Source organism: Atlantibacter sp. RC6 (genome assembly GCF_014193285.1).
GTDB lineage: Bacteria > Pseudomonadota > Gammaproteobacteria > Enterobacterales > Enterobacteriaceae > Atlantibacter.
Map to the genome: position 1 here is coordinate 67,556 of NZ_JACHZE010000001.1, position 20,530 is coordinate 88,085.

The following is a 20,530-nucleotide window of genomic DNA, read 5'->3' on the forward strand; positions in this document are numbered from 1 at the left end:
CCCTTCCCTGTGATGATTTAATGCGCTGCCAGCTCGGCGATGCGCGCCTGGCTCTGGGCGAGCGTGGCGTTAACGTCCTTGTTGCCCACGGTCACGTTATTCACCATGGCGTTCAGCGCGCCGGAGCCGGTGATGTCGCCCATACGGGTGAAGTTTTTATCGCCGACCGAACCAAATACCTGCACGTTGGGATACTGGGCGATAAGCTGAGCAGGCAATTCGCCAAAGGCTTTGATCACCGGATTGTCTTTATAGGACGGGGTATCCGAAACGGCGCGGAGGACCGGCAGCGCTGCGCCTGGCGACATCAGCACCCAGTCAGCCGCGTTTTGCCCCTGCTCCATAAACATCACGAATTTTTTCGCCGCGTCGGTTTCGGCTTCGGTCTGGCCCGCCGTCAGCGTCAACGAGGTGATCATTCCGTACACCGCGGGTGACTTCTGGTTTGGCACCACAAATCCCAGATCCTGCGGGTCCCCTTCGCTGTAAACGGCAGGCAGGATATAAGTGGAGTAAATCGCCATCGGCGCGGCGCCGTTCATAAAGGCGTCTTTGATTTCCATCACGTCGTTGGAGCCCGGCATGGTGTCTTTGGCCAGCGTCTGATAGAACGTCAGCGCCTGGGCCATTTGCGGGGTATCGATGGTTACCGCGCCGCTGGCATCAAACACGTTGGCGTTATTCGACAGCGCAAACTGGGAAAATGCCTGTTCGGTCATCACGCTCTCTGCGGTCGGCAGCGCGATGCCGTATTTTTTATGCGCCGGATCGTTTAACGCGTCAGCGGCAACCAGCAGCGAATCCCAGTCCTGCGGCGGTTGTAAACCGGCGTTAGCCAGCACCGATTTTTTGTACCAGACGCCCTGGATCCAGGCGCTAATCGGCACGCCGGTCCAGGCTTTGGCGTCTTCGGTGCGCACAATGCGCAATATGCCGTCGTAAAAGGCGTTATCGCCCAGGGTGGTAATCACCTCCTGAATCGCATCACGATCCAGCAGTTGCTCTTTATCCATGACTTTGGCGTAGTCATGGCTGATCTCGATGATTTCCGGTAGGGCCCCGGAACGGGCCAGGGTGGTCACTTTAGTGTTATAGGCGTCTTCTTCCACCGGCACTTGTTTAACCGTAATCCCCGGATTCTGCTGTTCGAAGCGTTCAATCAGTTTACTAATAACCGCCTGGCGCTCCTGCTCAACAGAGGAGTGCATAAACTCAATGGTGACGGAATCCTTTTTATCATCTTTGCAGCCTGCCAACAGGGCGCAGGCAACCAGTGCTGATAACAGCACAATTTTATTTTTCCGCATGGTAATTTCCTTTATGTATTAGTTAAGCCACAGCGATTGCCAGGGACCTAACGTTATTGCATTCCCATTAATAAACTCGCCGCGGATTAATTCCTGATATTGCCCCTGCCCTAATGATAACGACTGAGGGCGGTCGGTGAAATTAAATAGCGCGGTAATTTTTTCTTCCTGCGCGTTGCCTCGAATAATTTCCAGCACGCCATGGCATTTTTCATTAATGCTAAATTCGCTGTCAGGATGGAAAGCGGGATGGCGCTGGCGAACCGTAATAAGTTGCGTAAGGGCTTCCAGGGTGCGCGCGCGCAAATTTTCAGGCTGCGCCATTAACGCTTCAATTTCCGACTCGCTATATTTCTGGCGATTAATCGCCCGGTTATAGCCCAGACGCTCCACGCCCAGATAATCATTACGCGAACCCAGCACGCTTTGAATATATACCGCCGGCACGCCCGGGAAGGTTAATAACAGCGCGTGCGCCAGCGTAAATCTCGCCAGCCGCTCGTCATCATTACAGACTGGCGGCGTGAGAGCATCCATATAAGTCACGTTTAATTCGTAAGGGCTGCGGGTGCCGTCGGGATTATTTTTCCAGTTAACCTTCGCGCCTTCGTTTTCCAGCGTGTCAACTAAGGTCAGAATTTCCTGTTCGTCAATAATACCGCGCAGCGGATTCAAACCAATGCCGTCATGGGACGCGAGGAAATTAAACCAGGTGGTGCGCCCGTCGCCCTTCGGCGGCAACACGCTGGCCCAGCGTTTCAGCGTACTCACGGACTGGGTGCGAATGGCATGGAGCACCAGCGGCGGTAGCGGGAATTGATACACCATATGCGCTTCATCGCCGCCGTTGCCCAGGTAAGAAACGTTGTCTTTATGGGGCACATTGGTTTCAGTAATAATCTTCGTGCCAGGCGCGACGATATCAGCAATGGCGCGGAACAGTTTTACCAGCAGGTGGGTGTTTTCCAGATGAATGCAGGAGGTGCCGGGGGTTTTCCACATAAAGCCCACGGCGTCCAGCCGGACATAATCGGCCCCCTGCTCAAGATAGTGGATCAGCACATCCACCATTGCCAGCAGTACGTTAGGGTTGGCGAAATTGAGGTCAACCTGGTCTGCGCTAAAGGTTGTCCAGACAGATTTTGTCTCGCCATCAGCAAAAGTGAATGGCGTTAACAGCGGCAATGCCCGGGGACGCGTGACGGCGGATAAATCCACGCCCGGGTCGACGGTAATAAAGAAGTTCTGATATTCCGGGCGTTGATCAATAAAACCTTTAAACCATTCACTTTCGGCTGACATATGATTACATACGAAATCAAACATCAGGCGAGTAGATTTTTTGATGGCGCTAATATCACGCCAGTCGCCGTAATCAGGCGCAACCTGATAATAGTCCTTTACTGAAAACCCATCATCAGAAGTCCAGGGATAAAACGGTAAGAAATGAACAATGGGAAATGCGCTGGCGAGATAGTTATTATAAAAACGTCTGAACGTCGACAACGTTTTTTCATTCGCTGCCGAGAATTGATCGGCATAAGTAATAAGCACCACATCAGATTCATCCCACCCCTGCTTGCGCGCGGATATAATGTTACGCTTACCTTCAAGAATACGGGAAATTAATTTCCCCCGGAGAGCATCATTAAAACCATCAGAATAGATGCGTTCAATAATCTGAATTATTTTGTCCATTTTTGTTTTCCATGGTAGCGGTCCCACGGAAAGGAAATCTACTCCTGAGCCTTATTTATGTCAATGAGATCGCCCTCACAGAAATCATCATTACATCCTTTGCCGGGGGCAAAACTATGTTTTATATTTCCTCTGGCCGTTATCAATCATCATTTAAATAAATATTATTTAAAATGGCATATAAATAAGATATAAAAAAAACCGCTCCGGAGAGCGGTTATTCATTGCATTGGTCATTACAGCGCTTTAAGAATCGCATCCACGCTGGCTTTAGCATCGCCAAACAGCATATGGGTGTTTTCTTTAAAGAACAGCGGGTTTTGAACGCCAGCGTAGCCGGTATTCATGGAGCGTTTAAACACGATAACGTTCTGCGCTTTCCACACTTCCAGCACCGGCATACCGGCGATGGGGCTGCGTGGATCGTCCTGCGCCGCCGGGTTAACGGTGTCGTTCGCGCCTATAACCAGAACGGTGTCGGTATCGGCGAAGTCATCGTTGATTTCGTCCATTTCCAGCACGATGTCATACGGCACTTTGGCTTCCGCCAGCAGCACGTTCATATGGCCCGGCAAACGGCCCGCAACCGGGTGAATGCCGAAACGCACCTTGATGCCGCGCGCGCGCAGACGTTCGGTGATTTCCGCAACCGGATACTGCGCCTGCGCCACCGCCATGCCGTAGCCTGGAGTGATGATCACGGAGTGGGAGTTTTTCAGCATTTCGGCGGTGTCTTCCGCGCTGATTTCACGGTGCTCGCCCACTTCTTCGCTGTCGCCGGTAGAAGAACCGTCAGTGCCGAAGCCGCCCGCGATCACGCTGATAAATGAACGGTTCATCGCCTTACACATAATGTAAGAGAGGATCGCACCCGAAGAGCCCACCAGCGCGCCGGTCACGATCAGCAAGTCGTTGCTGAGCATAAAGCCCGCCGCCGCTGCCGCCCAACCGGAATAGGAGTTGAGCATAGAGACCACCACCGGCATGTCCGCCCCGCCGATAGACGCCACCAGATGCCAGCCAAACGCCAGCGCGATGATGGTCATAATCAGCAGCGCCAGCACTTGCAGGCCCACGCTTTCGGTACGCACAAACACGATAAGCAGCAGAAACGAGACCACCAGCGCCGCCAGGTTCAGCTTATGACGGTTCGGCAGCATCAGCGGTTTAGACGAAATCTTGCCGCGCAGTTTGCCAAACGCCACGATGGAGCCGGTAAAGGTCACCGCGCCGATAAACACGCCCAGGAACACTTCGGTCAAATGGATGTTGACCAGAATGGGCTCCAGACCCGCGTCGTGATACAGATAGCTGTTGAAACCCACCAGCACCGCCGCCAGACCGACGAAGCTGTGCAGGATGGCCACCAGCTCCGGCATTTCGGTCATTTCGACTTTCTTCGCCAGGTGAATACCGATCGCGCCGCCGATCACCATGGCGACGATGATCCACACCACGTTGCCGGTATCCGGCCCAAAGATGGTGGCGACCAGCGCAATCGCCATACCGGCGATACCAAACATGTTGCCCTGACGGGACGTCTCATGTTTGGAAAGCCCGGCCAGGCTGAAAATAAACAGGATCGCGGCAACAATGTATGCAGCTGTAACTAATCCTCCAGACATGTGTTACCCCTTAGTTCTTCCGGAACATTTTCAGCATGCGCTGAGTGACAGTGAAACCACCAAAAATATTGATACTGGCGATCAGCACGGCGATGAAGCTTAAGAAACTCACCCAACCGCCATGGCCAATTTGCAACAGCGCGCCGACCACGATAATCCCCGAAATGGCGTTGGTGACCGACATCAACGGCGTATGCAGGGCGTGGGAGACATTCCACACCACGTAGTAACCAACTACGCAGGCCAGCGCGAACACCGTGAAGTGCCCAAGGAAAGCTTTCGGGGCCACATCCGCCAGCCAGCCGAACAGAATAATCGCCAACGCCATCAGGGCGTATTTACGCCATGGCGAGGCCGGTTTCGGCGGTTCAATAGGGGCAGCGTCGGCTTTTTTGGCCGCCTGCGGCTGGGCGGAAACCTGGATCGGCGGCGCAGGCCAGGTGACTTCGCCGTCGCGGATCACGGTTACGCCGCGCACCACGACGTCGTCAAAATCGATGGCGACATTGCCGTCTTTTTCTTTGCACAGCAGCTTCAGCAGGTTAACCAGGTTGGTGCCGTAAAGCTGGGATGACTGGGTCGGCAGACGGCCCGGCAGGTCGGTATAGCCGATCACTTTGACGCCGTTGGCGGTTTCGAAAACCGCGTTTGGCACGGTGTATTCGCAGTTGCCGCCGTTTTGCGCCGCCAGATCGACCACCACGCTGCCCGGCTTCATGGAATCAACCATTTCGCGGGTGATCAGCTTCGGCGCGGGTTTTCCGGGGATCAGCGCCGTGGTGACGATAATGTCCACGTCTTTCGCCTGGGCGGCGAACAGCGCCATTTCGGCTTTGATAAAGGCTTCAGACATCACTTTGGCGTAGCCATCGCCGCTGCCGGCTTCTTCCTTGAAATCCAGCTCAAGGAATTCCGCGCCCATACTCTGCACCTGCTCTTTAACTTCCGGGCGGGTGTCAAAGGCGCGCACGATAGCGCCGAGGCTGTTGGCCGCGCCAATCGCCGCGAGACCCGCGACGCCTGCGCCAATCACCATCACTTTGGCCGGCGGCACTTTGCCCGCCGCCGTGATCTGGCCAGTAAAGAAGCGGCCAAACTGGTGGGCGGCTTCAACAATCGCGCGATACCCGGCGATGTTGGCCATCGAGCTCAGGGCGTCGAGAGACTGGGCGCGCGAAATACGCGGCACGGAGTCCATGGCCATCACGGTGACGTTGCGCGCCGCCAGTTGCTCCAGCAAGGTGGGGTTTTGCGCGGGCCAGATAAAACTGACTAAGGTGGTTCCCGGATTCAGCAACGGGATCTCTTCGTCGGCAGGGGCGTTAACTTTTAAAATCACGTCCGACGCCCAGATCTCATCGGAGCCCACCACTTGCGCGCCTGCCTGCACAAACGCGTCGTCATCAAAGCTTGCCAGTTTGCCCGCATCGCGCTCAATGGCGACGGTGAAACCCAGTTTCAGCAGCTGTTCCACCGTTTTCGGCGTTGCTGCGACGCGGGTTTCATTGGCCAACCGCTCTTTTGGTACACCAATACGCATAGTATTCCCTTCCATCGGTTTTTTAATGATGGTTTGCCCATTTAACTTTGGCGCAAGCAGCCCGTTTTAGCGCCGCTTAAACCGTAGAAAAATATCTTTGTAACAAACTTTCTATAACCTACTGAAAATAACGACTGTGATCCAGATTCGATCTGCTGAATTTATGGGTTAATCGGTAAAACGGAAGTGAATACCGCCGCTGATAGCTTTTTTTATCTGGTTTTCCTTCCGGAAGGCCGATATTACGCTTCATTGCGCTGGCAAAACATGATTCTACGCCGCGCCAAATCGCTGTTTTAACATCAATTTAACGCTAAAAGTCATAAGCTTTATCATTTATTCCGGTCAGGCGGCTATTTTTGCATCCATAACGAAAGGTTATTAACCGAAATCGTGTCTGGCGCACCAGATGGCAAAAATGGCGCAGACAATTATGGCTTTTCAGTGCAATAATCAGCGGCTGACGGTTTTTAGCATGCAATATCAGTTTTCATTTTTGCGCAAGGCAAAGGATTAATGTTTATGAAGCTCAAGAATTCCCTTCTGGTGTCTGCTGTGTTGTCGCTCTGCGCCTTGTCCGCGCAAGCCGCTACCGAATTAACGCCAGAGCAGGCAGCCGCGCTGAAACCCTTTGACCGTATCACTATCACGGGAAGGTTCAACGCAATTAACGAGGCGGCCTCCGCCATTTCACGTAAAGCCGACCGCGTGGGTGCCGCCTCATTTTATATCGTTGATACCAGTGATGCGGGCAACAGCGGCAACTGGCGCGTCATTGCAGACGTTTACCATGAAAACGCGCAAAAAGCAGATGCGCCTAAAAACCGTGTGATCGCGGGCGTGATGGAACTGCCGAAAGACCAGGCTGTTCTGCTTGAGCCTTTTGATACCGTGACCGTGCAGGGTTTCTATCGCAGCCAGCCGGAAGTCAACGAAGCCATCGCTAAAGCGGCAAAAGCCAAAGATGCAGCCTCTTTCTACATCGTCCGCCAGGTTGATGCCAACCAGGGCGGCAACCAACGCATCACCGCGTTTATCTATAAAGCCGATGCCAAAAAACGTGTCGTGCAGAGCCCGGACGCCATCCCGGCGGATTCCGAAGCCGGACGCGCAGCGTTGGCTGCCGGTGGCGAAGCGGCCAAACAGGTTGAGATCCCGGGCGTTGCCACCACGGCTGCGCCGAGCAGCGATGTGGGCCGTTTCTTTGAAACCCAGTCATCGAAAGGCGGTCGTTACACTGTCACTCTGCCGGACGGAACCAAAATCCAGGAAGTGAATAAAATCACCGCCGCGCAAATGGTGCCGTTTGATAGCGTGAAGTTCACCGGCAACTACGGCAACATGACGGAAATTTCCTACCAGGTGGCGAAACGCGCCGCGAAAAAAGGCGCGAAATATTATCATATTACGCGTCAGTGGCAGGAGCGCGGCGGCAACATTACCATCAGCGCCGACCTCTACAAGTAAGCGTCTCGACTACGCTTTGCAAGGCAGCCAGTGGCTGCCTTTTTTCATGCGGGCAATTTTTTGTGTGATACATCATTGAAAGCTGACTTCGCACTCCGTAGAATCGCGCGCCTCAGAGCGATCCTCCATGGTTATGCGCCCAGGCGGTATAATTATTCTGGATCGACCTTATTTTCAGAACAGGACTCCTATGGATAAAAAACTGGGCCTTACCGCATTAACCGCGCTGGTTCTCAGCTCCATGCTGGGCGCGGGCGTTTTCAGTTTGCCGCAGAATATGGCGCAGGTCGCCAGCCCCGCCGCGCTGTTGATTGGCTGGGCGATTACTGGCGTCGGGATCCTGATGCTGGCGATGGCGATGCTGCTGCTGACCCGGATTCGTCCCGATCTGGACGGCGGGATTTTTACCTACGCCCGTGAAGGTTTTGGCGAGTTAATCGGTTTTTGCTCGGCATGGGGTTACTGGCTGTGCGCGGTGATCGCCAACGTCTCCTATCTGGTGATCGTGTTTTCGGCGCTCAGTTTCTTTACTGATACGCCGGAGCTGCGCCTGTTTGGCGATGGCAACACCTGGCAATCCATTGTCGGCGCGTCGGTATTATTGTGGGTCGTGCACTGGCTGGTGCTGCGCGGGGTGCAAACTGCCGCCAGCATCAACCTGGCTGCGACGCTGGCCAAGCTGTTGCCGCTGGGCCTGTTTATTATCCTCGCGATTATCGCCTTCCGATTGCCCACCTTCAGCCTTGATTTTACCGGCGTGGCGTTAGGCGTCCCGGTCTGGGAACAGGTGAAGAACACCATGCTGATCACCCTGTGGGTGTTTATCGGCGTGGAGGGCGCGGTGGTGGTCTCGGCGCGCGCGCGCAATAAGCGCGACGTGGGCCGCGCTACGCTGCTGGCGGTGTTTGCCGCGCTGGCGGTTTATCTGCTGGTGACGCTGCTGTCGCTGGGGGTTATCGCCCGCCCTGAACTGGCGCAGATGCGTAACCCGTCCATGGCGGGGCTGATGGTTGAAATGATGGGGCCATGGGGCGAAGTGATTATCGCCGCCGGGCTGATTGTCTCGGTGTGCGGAGCGTACCTGAGCTGGACCATCATGGCCGCCGAGGTTCCGTTGCTGGCCGCCACCCATAAAGCCTTCCCGCGTATTTTCGCGCGGCAGAACCAAAACGGCGCGCCGTCGGCATCGCTGTGGCTGACCAATATCAGTATTCAGCTGTGCCTGGTGCTGATCTGGGCCACCGGTTCGGATTACAACACCCTGTTGACCATCGCCTCTGAAATGATCCTGGTGCCTTACTTCCTGGTCGGCGCTTATCTGCTTAAAGTCGCCACTCGCCCGCTGCATACCGCCGTGGGTGTCGGCGCCTGTATTTATGGGTTATGGTTGCTGTATGCGTCGGGCCCGATGCATCTGCTGCTTTCCGTGGTGCTGTACGCGCCGGGTTTGCTGGTGTTCCTGTATGCCCGCCGCACGCACGATAACAATATCGTGCTTAAGCAAACTGAAAAATTGCTGATAGGCTTATTACTGGTTGCCGCTTTGCCAGCCACATGGATGCTGATGGGGTAAACGCCCCATCTTCGTCATGACATACTGACGAGGGTTACGTTATGGGGAAAACACCACACCGACCAATTTTGATCACCGGGGGCGGCCGCCGTATCGGGCTCGCCCTCGCCCACCATTTTCTGGCTGAGAAGCATCCGGTTATTGTCAGCTATCGCGCCGCTTATCCTGCCATCGACGTGCTGACGGAGATGGGCGCTCACTGTATTAAGGCCGATTTTTCCACCGATGACGGCATCCTGGCCTTCGCGGAACAGGTTAAGGCACTGACGCCGTGCCTGCGCGCCATCATTCATAATGCCAGCGCCTGGCAAACCGAAAAAGCCGGGCCGATTTCCGGGGATGTGATCACGGAAATGATGCAGGTGCATGTCCACGCCCCCTATTTAATCAATCTGGCGCTGGAACCACTGTTGCGCGGTCACGGCCATGCGGCCAGCGACATCATTCACTTTACCGATTACGTGGTGGAGCGCGGCAGCGAGAAGCATATCGCCTACGCGGCCAGTAAAGCGGCGCTGGACAATATGACGCGCTCCTTCGCCCGCAAACTGGCCCCGGAAGTGAAAGTGAACGCTATCGCCCCTTCGCTGATCCTGTTCAACGAGCTGGATGACGCCGCCTACCGTCAGCGCGCGCTCAATAAATCGCTGATGAAAACCGAACCGGGCGAGAAAGAAGTCATCGACCTGGTGGAGTATCTGCTGACCAGTTGTTACGTCACGGGGCGCAGCTTTCCGGTAGATGGCGGACGACATCTTCGCTAGCGGTTTACCCGGCGTTAATGGAACCTTGCAGGTGGAAGGTGTAACCTGTGGTTTTTGATCGATAAGCGCCGCTCTATGAGCAAAATTGTATTTGTCGAAGACGATCCCGAGGTAGGTTCGCTGATTGCGGCCTACCTCGGTAAACATGATATTGAGGTGCTGCTGGAAACGCGCGGCGATCGGGCCATCGAGGTGATTCTGGCGCAGCAGCCGGATTTGGTGCTGCTGGATATCATGTTACCCGGTAAAGACGGCATGAGCCTGTGCCGGGACCTGCGCCCGCTGTGGCAAGGGCCGATTGTGCTGCTTACCTCGCTGGACAGCGATATGAACCATATCCTGGCGCTGGAAATGGGCGCCAGCGATTACATCCTCAAAACCACGCCGCCCGCAGTGCTGCTTGCCCGTCTGCGCCTGCATCTGCGCCAACACCAGCTTTCGCCCGCTCCGGAACCCGCCGCCAGCCGCTCGCCGCACAAGGCGCTGCACTTCGGTACGCTGTGCATCGATCCACTTAACCGTCAGGTACGGCTGGGCGAACGTACTGTGATGCTCTCTACCGCCGATTTCGATCTGCTCTGGGAGCTGGCGACCCATGCTGGCAACATCATGGACCGCGACGCCCTGCTCAAGAATCTGCGCGGCGTAAGCTATGACGGGCTGGATCGCAGCGTGGATGTCGCCATCTCGCGACTGAGAAAAAAACTCAACGACAGCGCGACCGAACCCTACCGGATCAAGACCGTGCGCAATAAGGGCTATCTCTTTGCCCCCCACGCCTGGGAAACGGCGGATTAAACACAAGTGGCCGTATGAAGAAGCTATTTATACAGTTTTATTTGCTGCTGTTCGTCTGTTTTCTGGTGATGACGATGCTGGTCGGCCTGGTGTATAAATTCACCGCGGAACGTGCCGGGCGGCAATCGCTGGATGATTTAATGAAAAGCTCCCTGTACCTGATGCGCAGCGAGTTGCGCGAAATCCCGCCGCGCGACTGGAATAAGACGATTAAGCAACTCGACCTGAATCTCTCTTTCGACCTTCGCATTGAGCCCCTGAATCATTTCCATCTCGATGCCCTGCCCACCCAGCGCCTGCGCAGCGGCGAGATCGTGGCGCTGGATGATGAATATACCTTTATCCAGCGCATTCCCCGCAGCCACTATGTGCTGGCGGTCGGGCCGGTGCCCTATCTCTATTTTATGCATCAGATGCGCCTGCTCGACGTGGCGCTGATTGTGTTTATCGCCTTCTCGCTGGCCGTCCCGGTGTTTATCTGGCTGCGCCCGCACTGGAAAGAGATGCTCAGGCTGGAATCCGCCGCGCAGCGTTTTGGCGAAGGCCATCTTGATGAACGCATCCATTTTGACGATGCCTCAAGCTTTGAACGGCTCGGCGTGGCTTTTAACCAGATGGCGGATAACATCAACACCCTGATTGCCAGTAAAAAACAGCTGATCGATGGTATTGCTCACGAGCTACGCACCCCGCTGGTGCGGCTGCGCTACCGGCTGGAGATGAGCGATAACCTGTCGGACGCCGAAAGCGCCGCGCTTAACCGCGATATTAGCCAGCTGGAAGCGCTGATTGACGAACTGCTGACCTACGCCCGCCTCGACCGTCCGCAAAACGAGCTGCATCTGAAACCTGTGGAATTATCAGGTTGGCTGGAAAACCACGTCAGCGATCTCCAGGCGCTGCATCCGGACAAAGCGCTGACGCTGCTGCCCTCCACCACGTGCGAAAGCCTGCTGGATCTGCGCCTGATGGCGCGGGTGCTGGATAACCTGGTCAACAACGCGCTGCGCTATTGCCAGCAGCGAATAGAAATCCACTTCGCCAGCGACGGGGTTACCGGCGTGCTGACGGTGGATGATGACGGCCCCGGTATTCCGGACAGTGAACGGCAGCGGGTTTTTGAACCCTTTGTCCGCCTCGACCCCAGCCGCGACCGCGCCACCGGGGGCTGCGGCCTGGGGCTGGCGATTGTCAGCTCCGTAGCCTCGGCGATGGGCGGCAGCGTGGCGGCCCGGCACAGCCCGCTCGGCGGCGCGCGATTCGAATTCAGCTGGCCGCTTCAACGTTGAAATTTCCCTGCAAGACTTTGCGGCACCGTGGTCAGAGGCTTATTATCGTGCTATACCTATAAGTATGTTGTAACTAAAGGTATCTTTCATGCGCTACGATCTCGCCCAACGTCTTACTTCCACCTTCCAGGAGATGGAGCATCTGCTGCTGGCGTTTAAACAGATGCTGGAGCCCTGTCGGCGGCTCAGCGCCCGGGTGTTTGCCCTGCCGCCGGTGGACAAAGGCAAAGAGCACGATCCGCTGGAAAAAATCAGCGTTAACCAACTGCTGAGCAAAGCGGCTCATGACGCCACGATGCGTCACTTTACCCATCTGTTTATCCAGCAGCAGTCGGAAAACCGCAGCAGTAAAGCGGCCCTGCGCCTGCCCGGCGCCATCTGCTATGCGGTAAGCGCCGCCCAGCGCCAGCAGCTACTGGAAACCATCCAGACCATTAATCAATTGAAAACGCAGTTCGCGGAGATTGTCGCGGTGGAGTCTGGCCTGACGCCCGCCCAGCGCTTTGAGTGGGTGCATCACTATCTGCCTGGCCTTATCACCCTGAACGCCTACCGGCAAATCACGGTGCTGGAAAACCCGGCCACGATCCGCTTCGGCTGGGCGAATAAGCATTTCATCAAGAATTTCACCCGTGAAGAGGTGCTGGCGATGCTGGAGAAAAGCCTGAAGTCACCGCGCGCGGTTGCGCCATGGAGCAAGGAGCAGTGGCGCGAAAAGGTGGAGCAGGAGTATCAGGCTATCGCCTCGCTGCCGCAAGCCGCGCGCTTTAAAATCAAGCGCCCGGTTAAGGTGCAGCCGGTGGCGCGGGTGTGGTATGCGGCGCAGCAAAAGCAGGTACAACTCGCCTGCCCGTCGCCGCTCATTGTGCTGTGTTCCGATGAACCGGGTACGCCGGTGCCGGAAATCGGCGAACTGCTGAATTACGATGCCGAGCAGATCCAACACCGGCATAAGCCGCAGGCGGAGCCGCTGGAACTGTTGATCCCCCGCCTGCACCTTTACCTCGCCCGTTAAGGCTTCATGCTGCCGACCATATCCTGCGGGCGCACCCAGGCGTCGAATTCGGCGTCCGTCAGGTAACCCAGTTTCAGGGCGGACGCTTTCAGCGTCAGCCCCTCTTTATGGGCTTTTTTGGCGATTTCCGCCGCTTTGTCGTAGCCGATATGGGTGTTAAGCGCCGTGACCAGCATCAGCGATTCATTGAGCAACTGGTCGATGCGTTCGCGGTTCGGTTCGATTCCGCTAGCGCAATGGTGATCGAAACTCTCCATCCCGTCCGCCAGCAGGCGAATCGACTGAAGGAAATTGTCGATAACCATCGGGCGGAACACGTTCAGTTCGAAGTTGCCCATCGCGCCGCCCATGTTAATGGCGACATCGTTGCCCATCACCTGGCAGCACAGCATGGTCAGCGCTTCGCACTGGGTCGGGTTGACTTTGCCTGGCATGATCGAGCTGCCCGGTTCGTTTTCCGGGATAGTGATTTCACCAATGCCGCAGCGCGGGCCGGAGGCCAGCCAGCGCACATCGTTGGCGATTTTCATCAGCGAGGCCGCCAGCCCCTTCAGCGCGCCGTGAGCGTGGACCAGCGCGTCACAGGTCGCCAGCGCTTCAAACTTATTCGGTGCGGTAACAAACGGCTGCCCGGTAAAGGCCGCCAGCTCGCTGGCGACGCGCTCGGCGTATTCCGGATGGGTATTCAGCCCGGTGCCCACCGCCGTACCGCCCAGCGCCAGCTCGGCCACGTGCGGCAGGCTCTGTTCGATATGTTTCAGGTTATGCTCCAGCATCGCCACCCAGCCGGAGATTTCCTGCCCAAGGGTCAGCGGCGTGGCGTCCTGGAGATGGGTGCGGCCAATCTTGACGATATCGCTAAAGGCGCTGGATTTGGCTTTCAGGGTCGCGGTGAGCTGGTTCAGTGACGGGATTAACTGTTCGCGCAGGGCTATCACTGCCGCCACGTGCATCGCTGTAGGGAAAACGTCGTTGGAGCTCTGGCTTTTATTCACATCATCGTTGGGGTGAACTTTGCGCCCCATGCCACGCTCGCCGCCCAGCAGTTCACTTGCCCGGTTAGCCAGTACCTCGTTCATGTTCATATTGGTCTGGGTGCCGGAACCGGTTTGCCAGATCGCCAGCGGGAACTCCCCGGCGTGCTGGCCGTTAAGCACTTCATCCGCCGCCGAGATAATCGCCTCGCCCCGCTCTTGCGCCAGCAGCTGCAAATCCATGTTGACCTTTGCCGCCGCGCGTTTAGTGAGCGCCAGCGCATGAATCAGCGCCGTCGGCATTTTTTCCGTTGAAATGCGAAAGTGTTCCAGCGAGCGCTGAGTTTGCGCGCCCCACAGCTTATCGGCAGGCACATCAATCGCGCCCATGGAATCACTTTCACTACGATAGGTTGCCATTCAATGTCTCCTTAACAAGAAAGTTATCAAGCCGACATGACTCACAGAAAATTGACGCTTTGAGTATTGATTAACAAGGTAGTTCAGTTTGCTGGTTAGTGCGGTTAACGAAGGGAAAAACCGCCTCCCGTGAATGAGAGGCGGTAAAAACAGTTATTTCACACAGCTGGCGCACTGCGAAGACTGGATTTGGGCGAAGAAGTCGTTGCCTTTGTCATCCACCAGGATGAATGCCGGGAAATCTTCCACTTCGATTTTCCAGATCGCTTCCATACCCAGCTCCGGATATTCGACGCATTCGAGGCTCTTGATGCTGCTTTGCGCCAGTACTGCCGCCGGGCCGCCGATGCTGCCCAGGTAGAAGCCGCCATGCTTGTGGCAGGCGTCAGTAACCTGTTTGCTGCGGTTGCCCTTGGCCAGCATGATCATACTGCCGCCGTTGGCTTGCAGCAGGTCGACATAGGAGTCCATACGCCCTGCGGTGGTCGGGCCGAGCGAGCCGGAGGCATAGCCTTCCGGGGTTTTGGCCGGGCCGGCGTAATAGATTGGGTGATCTTTCACGTACTGCGGTAGCCCTTCACCGTTGTCGATGCGCTCTTTGAGTTTGGCGTGGGCGATATCGCGCGCCACGATGATGGTGCCGGAGAGCGACAGGCGGGTCGACACCGGGTATTGCGATAGCTGCGCCAGGATGTCGTTCATCGGCCGGTTAAGATCCACACGCACCGCTTCGCCTTCCCCGGCACGTTGCAGTTCTTTGGGAATATACTTGCCTGGGTTGTTTTCCAGTTTCTCAATCCAGATGCCCTGGCGGTTGATTTTGGCCTTGATATTACGATCCGCTGAGCAGGAGACACCCATGCCCACCGGGCAGGACGCGCCGTGGCGCGGCAAACGCACCACGCGGATGTCGTGAGCGAAGTATTTGCCACCGAACTGCGCCCCGAGACCGAGTTTTTGCGCCTCTTCCAGCAGTTCTTGCTCAAGCTGGGTGTCGCGGAACGCCTGGCCGTGTTCATTGCCTTCCGTCGGCAGGCCGTCGTAGTACTTGGTGGACGCCAGCTTGACGGTTTTTAAGGTGGATTCCGCCGAGGTGCCGCCGATGACAAAAGCAATGTGGTACGGCGGGCAGGCAGCGGTGCCCAGGCTGCGCATTTTCTCTACCAACCAGTTTTTCAGCTTACCGGGGGTGAGCAGCGCTTTGGTTTCCTGGTAGAGATAGGTTTTGTTGGCGGAGCCGCCGCCTTTGGCGATGCACAGGAATTTGTACTCATCGCCGTCTACGCTATACAGGTCAATCTGCGCCGGTAAGTTGGTGCCGGTATTGACCTCTTTATACATATCCAGCGCGGCATTCTGGGAATAACGCAGGTTATCTTCGGTGTAGGTGTTATAGACGCCATGCGCCAGCGCCGCCTCATCGCCGCCACCGGTCCAGACGCGCTGGCCTTTTTTCCCGACGATAATCGCGGTGCCGGTGTCCTGGCAGGTCGGCAGAATGCCTTTAGCGGCAATTTCCGAATTGCGCAGGAATTGCAGCGCCACGTACTTGTCGTTTTCACTGGCTTGCGGGTCAGCCAGAATATCCGCCACCTGCTGCTGATGCGCCGGACGCAACATAAACGACGCGTCATGGAAAGCGTGTTGCGCCAGAAGGGTCAGGGCCTGGGGTTCGATTTTAACGATCTCCTGGCCTTCGAATTCGCTGACGCTGACGTAATCGCTGCTCAACAGATAATATTCGGTGTCATCCTTTTTGAGCGGAAAGGGGTCCTGATAATGGAAGGGTTTGTTTGACATTGTTCTCTCACTGACAGCCTAAGTTTAACTATTCTTCATTCAGCACATTGTCCATGTGCCGTGTGCAAAAGCGAGTGCTGACATGCTACACAAATTTTTAACAAAAACTGAGACAAAGACGACTTTTTACCATCCGGGGTTACTTCACCACGAATTGTTGGTTTAATACAGCAAGTTAATTTCACCTAATTAAAGGCTTAATCATGCAAAAACTCATTAACTCAGTGCAAAACTATGCCTGGGGTAGTAAAACTGCGCTGACGGAGCTGTATGGCATCGCCAATCCTGACAACCTGCCGATGGCGGAATTGTGGATGGGCGCGCACCCGAAAAGCAGTTCGAAAATTGAGGGCCAGGACGGCAGCCTTCACGCCCTGCGTGACGTGATTGATGCGGATAAATCGACCCTGTTGGGCGACGCGGTGGCGACACGCTTTGACGAATTACCGTTCCTGTTTAAGGTGCTGTGCGCCGACCAGCCGCTGTCGATTCAGGTTCACCCCAACAAACAGGCCTCCGAAGCCGGCTTTGCTAAAGAAAACGCCGCAGGCATCCCACTGGACGCGGCTGAACGCAATTACAAAGATCCCAACCACAAGCCGGAACTGGTGTTCGCGCTCACGCCCTTCCTGGCGATGAATGCTTTCCGTGAATTTTCTGACATTATCGCCCTGCTGCAACCGGTGGCGGGCGCGCATACCGCTATCGCCCATTTCCTGGAAAAGCCCAACGCGGAACGGCTGAGCCAACTGTTTGCCAGCTTGCTGAATATGGAAGGCGAGAAAAAATCCCGGGCGCTGGCGGTGCTGAAAGCGGCGCTGAACAGCCAGCAGGGAGAGCCCTGGCAAACCATCCGCACTATTTCAGAGTTTTACCCGGACGATAGCGGGCTGTTCTCACCGCTGTTGTTGAATGTGGTGAAACTCAACCCCGGTGAAGCGATGTTCCTGTTCGCCGAAACGCCGCATGCCTATCTGAAGGGCGTCGCGCTGGAGGTGATGGCCAACTCAGACAACGTGCTGCGCGCCGGTTTAACGCCGAAGTACATCGACATCCCGGAACTGGTGGCCAACGTCAAATTCACGCCGCGCGCCGCCGACACCCTGCTCACCACGCCGACTCGCCAGGGCAACGCCCTTGACTTCCCGATCCCGGTGGATGACTTCGCGTTCTCGCTCCATGACCTGACCGCTGAACCCGCCACGCTCAGCCAGCAAAGCGCTGCTATTCTGTTTTGTGTGGAAGGCGAAGCGACGATCGGTAAAGAGAGCCAGACGTTGACGCTTAAACCCGGCGAATCCGCGTTTATCAGCGCAGCCGACTCCCCGGTGACGATTAACGGCACCGGTCGTTTAGCTCGGGTTTATAATAAGCTCAACTAAGTTACTGATCTTTTAGAAAGGCGTTGCTAAGCTTTATCAGCACGTAAATCATCACGCCAGACGATGAGAAGTCGTCTGGTTTTATTTTTTAGGGATAAACACTATGAAAAAAACTCTGGTTGCCGTCGGTGTGATTGTCGCGCTAGGCGTGATGTGGACCGGCGCGTCATGGTACACCGGCAAACAACTCGAATCACGCATCGCTGGCATGGTTGCGAACGCCAACAGTGAACTGAAGCGCAGCGCGCCGCAGGCGGGCGTGGAGTTAGGCTATCAAAACTATCAGCGCGGGTTGTTCTCCAGCCATCTGCAACTGGTGGTAAAACCCATTGAAGGCGTGGAAAATCCGCTGATTAAGCCAGGTCAGAGCGTGGTGTTTAATGAAGATGTCAGCCACGGCCCCTTCCCCCTTGCCCAGTTGAAAAAGCTCAATCTGATCCCGTCAATGGCGTCGGTGCGCACAACGCTGGTCAGTAACGAGACCTCTAAACCGCTGTTCGATATGACCAAAGGGCAGCCGGTGTTCAATTCCCAGACTCGCGTCGGTTACAACGGCAGCACAGCTTCTGAAATTACGCTTGCAGCGCTGAACTACGAAAAAGCCGAAGAGAAAGTCGCGTTCAGTGGCGGGACATTTAATCTCGATGCCGACGGCGAAGGTAACAAAATCAGTCTGAAGGGCGATGCGCAAAGCGGTCTGGTGAGCGCAGTGAATGAATACGGTCAGCGGGTACAGATGACTTTCAACGGTCTCAAATCCGATGGCTCCAGCAAACTGACCGAATTTGATGAGCGCGTCGGCGAGCAAAAACTGTCGATTGAAAAATTTGCCGTCGCGGTGGAAGGCAAAGAGATGGCGGTGATTGACGGGCTGCATCTGGATGCGAAATCCGACGTCGGCCAGGACAAGAAGAAAATCGACAGCGAAATTAACTATGTGATGGACGCGCTGAAGATCCAGAACCAGAACATGGGCAGCGGCAAGCTCACCGTGAAAATCGGTGGGATTGACGGCCAGGCATGGCATCAGTTCAGCCAGCAGTATAACGGACAAATTCAGGGACTGTTGACCGACCCTGCCGTGCAGGATAATCCCGCGCTTTATCAGCAGAAAGCGCTGGAAATCCTGATGGCTAATTTCCCGTTGCTGTTGAAAGGCGACCCGGTAGTGACCGTGGCCCCGCTGAGCTGGAAAAACGACAAGGGAGAGAGTTCTTTCAACCTGTCGCTGTTCCTGAAAGACCCTTCTGCTAACACAACGCCTGCCACCACGCCGGACCAGCAGCTCGACCGGGTGGTGAAATCGCTTGAAAGCAAACTGGTTATCCCGGTGGATATGGCGACCGAGTTTATGACCCAGATTGCTCGCCTGGAAGGGTATCAGGACGATCAGGCTGAGAAGCTGGCATCTCAGCAGGTGAAAGGCCTGGCGGCCATGGGACAGATGTTCCGCATCACCTCTCTGGAAGACAACAAAATCGTCTCCAGCCTGCAATACGGCAACGGTCAGGTGACACTCAACGGGCAGAAAATGCCGCTGGCGGAATTCGTGGGTATGTTCGGCTTAACGGGTGATGCCGTGCCAGTACCGGTCCCGGTTCCGGTGCCTGTCCCGGTTCCGACTCCGGTTCCTGCCCCGGAGACACCGCCTGCGGCCGTACCGCAGCAGTAACCCTGAATGGCCTCGCTTGAGGCCATTTTTATTTCCGTTTAATCAGCCTGCCTGCCAGTACATGGTGCCGGTGTACTTCATCGCTGTGTTCAATCCGATGCGCCATGCGCTCCGCCACCTCATGCCCCATCTCCTGAGCGGGCAGCGTCATCCAGGTCACGGGGATATCTTCCAGCTTATCCTCCGATAATTCGGTGAACGCCCCTAACGCCACGCTGCGATCGAAATAGCTTTCCATACCCGATTCGCCGCTTTGCAGGCCGGCGCGCATCAGCCCAAACCAGGCGCCCAGCGCAATGGTGCTGTTATGACAAATTACCGCGCTGATGGTGGGATTATGGCGCAGCAGCGCGGTGATGGATTCCGCCGCCTGCTTCTGGCTGTTTTCACACTCCACCACCCATTCGCTGTGAAAGGGTAATCCGTATTGCAGCAGGGTGGCGCAGTAACCCCCGAGCCGTTCAGCGCGGGTAAGCGAACCGCTGTTGCCGCCCAGCCAGGCAATGCGCTGGTGACCTTGCTTGATCAGGTGTTCGGTGAGCATCTGCGCCGCCTGAAGATTATCCGGACGCAGTGTGTCGGCCTCGTCGAGATAGCTGGCGCGGGAGGCAAAGACCAGCGGGACACCTTTCTGCTGCGCCTTTTCACGTAGCTCCGCGCCCATACCGGCGGCGCCCGCGATAATCACTCCGTCGACGCCCTGGTTGAGCAACGTCTCAAAGCAGTGCAGCATCTGCTGGCCATCGCGTCCGCTCTGGCTCAGCAGCAGCATCCGGCCCTGCCTTTCCAGCGCGACGGTCAGCCCGGCGATCAGTTGGGCATAGAAAGGATGGCAAACGTCCCGGGCAATCAGACCGATCACCCCACTCTGCCCGCCGCGCAGCGCCGAGGCCTGGCGGTTGCGCACAAATCCCAGTTTCTCGACGGCCTCGCTGACACGCTGCCCGGTCGCCGCCGATATGCGGCCTTTGCCGCTGAGTACCAGAGAGACGGTGCTGACGGATACGCCCGCTTCCAGCGCCACGTCGTTAATCGTGATTTTCTTTTCCTGCGTCATGCGGCAGGCGCTCCTGAATGTCCGATAAAACGTTTTATCAAACCAGGAATAGTATAAATGTTTCTCAGTGATAAATTGTGACTGGCTGCTCATTAAAATTTGATAAAACGTTTTATCTTGCGCGGCATCATCAAACACTGTCGTTTAAC

At 56.0% G+C, this 20,530-nt stretch carries 15 protein-coding genes; 8 read left to right on the forward strand and 7 right to left on the reverse strand.

What is annotated here, in order from left to right:
• Positions 1–17: 17 nt before the first annotated feature.
• From FHW74_RS00295 to pntA, 4 genes are all read right to left on the reverse strand, one after another.
• The gene (locus tag FHW74_RS00295; protein WP_183168607.1) at positions 18–1,307 is read right to left on the reverse strand and encodes an ABC transporter substrate-binding protein; all 1,290 of its coding nucleotides are present in this window, start codon (positions 1,305–1,307) and stop codon (positions 18–20) included.
• Positions 1,308–1,325: 18 nt separating this feature from the next.
• A complete protein-coding gene (locus FHW74_RS00300) occupies positions 1,326–3,005 on the reverse strand; it encodes a sugar phosphorylase (protein WP_183168608.1) in 1,680 nt (559 codons plus the stop codon).
• A 236-nt stretch (positions 3,006–3,241) separates the two neighbouring features.
• Positions 3,242–4,630 (reverse strand): Re/Si-specific NAD(P)(+) transhydrogenase subunit beta, encoded by a 1,389-nt coding sequence (pntB, locus tag FHW74_RS00305; protein ID WP_183168609.1) that lies wholly within the window; start codon positions 4,628–4,630, stop codon positions 3,242–3,244.
• Between the two features lie 10 nt (positions 4,631–4,640).
• Positions 4,641–6,170, reverse strand: coding sequence for a Re/Si-specific NAD(P)(+) transhydrogenase subunit alpha (gene pntA / locus FHW74_RS00310; protein WP_183168610.1), 1,530 nt, complete (start codon positions 6,168–6,170; stop codon positions 4,641–4,643).
• A gap of 522 nt (positions 6,171–6,692) precedes the next feature.
• Here pntA and ydgH point away from each other — a divergent pair.
• The 6 genes from ydgH to tus all read left to right on the forward strand — a co-directional run bounded on the left by ydgH (position 6,693) and on the right by tus (position 13,076).
• A complete protein-coding gene (gene ydgH, locus FHW74_RS00315) occupies positions 6,693–7,637 on the forward strand; it encodes a DUF1471 family protein YdgH (protein ID WP_183168611.1) in 945 nt (314 codons plus the stop codon).
• Between the two features lie 190 nt (positions 7,638–7,827).
• Positions 7,828–9,210: an amino acid permease gene (locus tag FHW74_RS00320; RefSeq protein ID WP_183168612.1), complete on the forward strand. Its 1,383-nt coding sequence runs from the start codon at positions 7,828–7,830 to the stop codon at positions 9,208–9,210.
• Between the two features lie 41 nt (positions 9,211–9,251).
• Positions 9,252–9,974: a dihydromonapterin reductase gene (gene folM, locus FHW74_RS00325; protein ID WP_183168613.1), complete on the forward strand. Its 723-nt coding sequence runs from the start codon at positions 9,252–9,254 to the stop codon at positions 9,972–9,974.
• 75 nt (positions 9,975–10,049) lie between these two features.
• Entirely contained in the window at positions 10,050–10,772 is a 723-nt protein-coding gene (gene rstA / locus FHW74_RS00330; RefSeq protein ID WP_183168614.1) for a two-component system response regulator RstA, read from the forward strand.
• A 14-nt stretch (positions 10,773–10,786) separates the two neighbouring features.
• Positions 10,787–12,061, forward strand: a complete 1,275-nt coding sequence (gene rstB / locus FHW74_RS00335) for a two-component system sensor histidine kinase RstB (protein WP_183168615.1) — start codon at positions 10,787–10,789, stop codon at positions 12,059–12,061.
• 88 nt (positions 12,062–12,149) lie between these two features.
• Positions 12,150–13,076, forward strand: a complete 927-nt coding sequence (gene tus, locus FHW74_RS00340) for a DNA replication terminus site-binding protein (protein WP_183168616.1) — start codon at positions 12,150–12,152, stop codon at positions 13,074–13,076.
• On the opposite strand, the gene fumC is transcribed toward tus, so the two are convergent.
• Positions 13,073–14,470 carry a class II fumarate hydratase gene (gene fumC, locus FHW74_RS00345; protein WP_183168617.1) on the reverse strand — a complete coding sequence of 466 codons (1,398 nt, stop codon included), beginning with the start codon at positions 14,468–14,470 and terminating at the stop codon, positions 13,073–13,075. The two genes, tus and fumC, sit on opposite strands and share 4 nt — an antisense overlap.
• A gap of 153 nt (positions 14,471–14,623) precedes the next feature.
• Positions 14,624–16,270 (reverse strand): class I fumarate hydratase FumA, encoded by a 1,647-nt coding sequence (gene fumA / locus FHW74_RS00350; protein ID WP_183168618.1) that lies wholly within the window; start codon positions 16,268–16,270, stop codon positions 14,624–14,626.
• Positions 16,271–16,473: 203 nt separating this feature from the next.
• On the opposite strand from fumA, the gene manA reads away from it, so the two are divergent.
• A complete protein-coding gene (gene manA / locus FHW74_RS00355; protein WP_183168619.1) occupies positions 16,474–17,652 on the forward strand; it encodes a mannose-6-phosphate isomerase in 1,179 nt (392 codons plus the stop codon).
• A gap of 103 nt (positions 17,653–17,755) precedes the next feature.
• On the forward strand, positions 17,756–19,324 hold the full coding sequence (locus tag FHW74_RS00360; protein ID WP_183168620.1) for a YdgA family protein: 1,569 nt from the start codon (positions 17,756–17,758) through the stop codon (positions 19,322–19,324).
• 28 nt (positions 19,325–19,352) lie between these two features.
• Here the strand turns inward: FHW74_RS00360 and FHW74_RS00365 are convergent, their stop codons facing one another.
• Entirely contained in the window at positions 19,353–20,381 is a 1,029-nt protein-coding gene (locus tag FHW74_RS00365) for a Mal regulon transcriptional regulator MalI (protein ID WP_183168621.1), read from the reverse strand.
• Between the last annotated feature and the right edge of the window lie 149 nt (positions 20,382–20,530).

Coding starts and splice junctions, on each gene's coding strand:
- folM (WP_183168613.1), top strand. CDS start 9,252: ATGGGGAAAACACCACACCGACCAATTTTGATCACCGGGGGCGGCCGC.
- pntB (WP_183168609.1), bottom strand. CDS start 4,630: ATGTCTGGAGGATTAGTTACAGCTGCATACATTGTTGCCGCGATCCTG.
- fumC (WP_183168617.1), bottom strand. CDS start 14,470: ATGGCAACCTATCGTAGTGAAAGTGATTCCATGGGCGCGATTGATGTG.
- FHW74_RS00360 (WP_183168620.1), top strand. CDS start 17,756: ATGAAAAAAACTCTGGTTGCCGTCGGTGTGATTGTCGCGCTAGGCGTG.
- FHW74_RS00365 (WP_183168621.1), bottom strand. CDS start 20,381: ATGACGCAGGAAAAGAAAATCACGATTAACGACGTGGCGCTGGAAGCG.
- rstB (WP_183168615.1), top strand. CDS start 10,787: ATGAAGAAGCTATTTATACAGTTTTATTTGCTGCTGTTCGTCTGTTTT.
- ydgH (WP_183168611.1), top strand. CDS start 6,693: ATGAAGCTCAAGAATTCCCTTCTGGTGTCTGCTGTGTTGTCGCTCTGC.
- pntA (WP_183168610.1), bottom strand. CDS start 6,170: ATGCGTATTGGTGTACCAAAAGAGCGGTTGGCCAATGAAACCCGCGTC.
- manA (WP_183168619.1), top strand. CDS start 16,474: ATGCAAAAACTCATTAACTCAGTGCAAAACTATGCCTGGGGTAGTAAA.
- tus (WP_183168616.1), top strand. CDS start 12,150: ATGCGCTACGATCTCGCCCAACGTCTTACTTCCACCTTCCAGGAGATG.
- FHW74_RS00295 (WP_183168607.1), bottom strand. CDS start 1,307: ATGCGGAAAAATAAAATTGTGCTGTTATCAGCACTGGTTGCCTGCGCC.
- FHW74_RS00320 (WP_183168612.1), top strand. CDS start 7,828: ATGGATAAAAAACTGGGCCTTACCGCATTAACCGCGCTGGTTCTCAGC.
- fumA (WP_183168618.1), bottom strand. CDS start 16,270: ATGTCAAACAAACCCTTCCATTATCAGGACCCCTTTCCGCTCAAAAAG.
- FHW74_RS00300 (WP_183168608.1), bottom strand. CDS start 3,005: ATGGACAAAATAATTCAGATTATTGAACGCATCTATTCTGATGGTTTT.
- rstA (WP_183168614.1), top strand. CDS start 10,050: ATGAGCAAAATTGTATTTGTCGAAGACGATCCCGAGGTAGGTTCGCTG.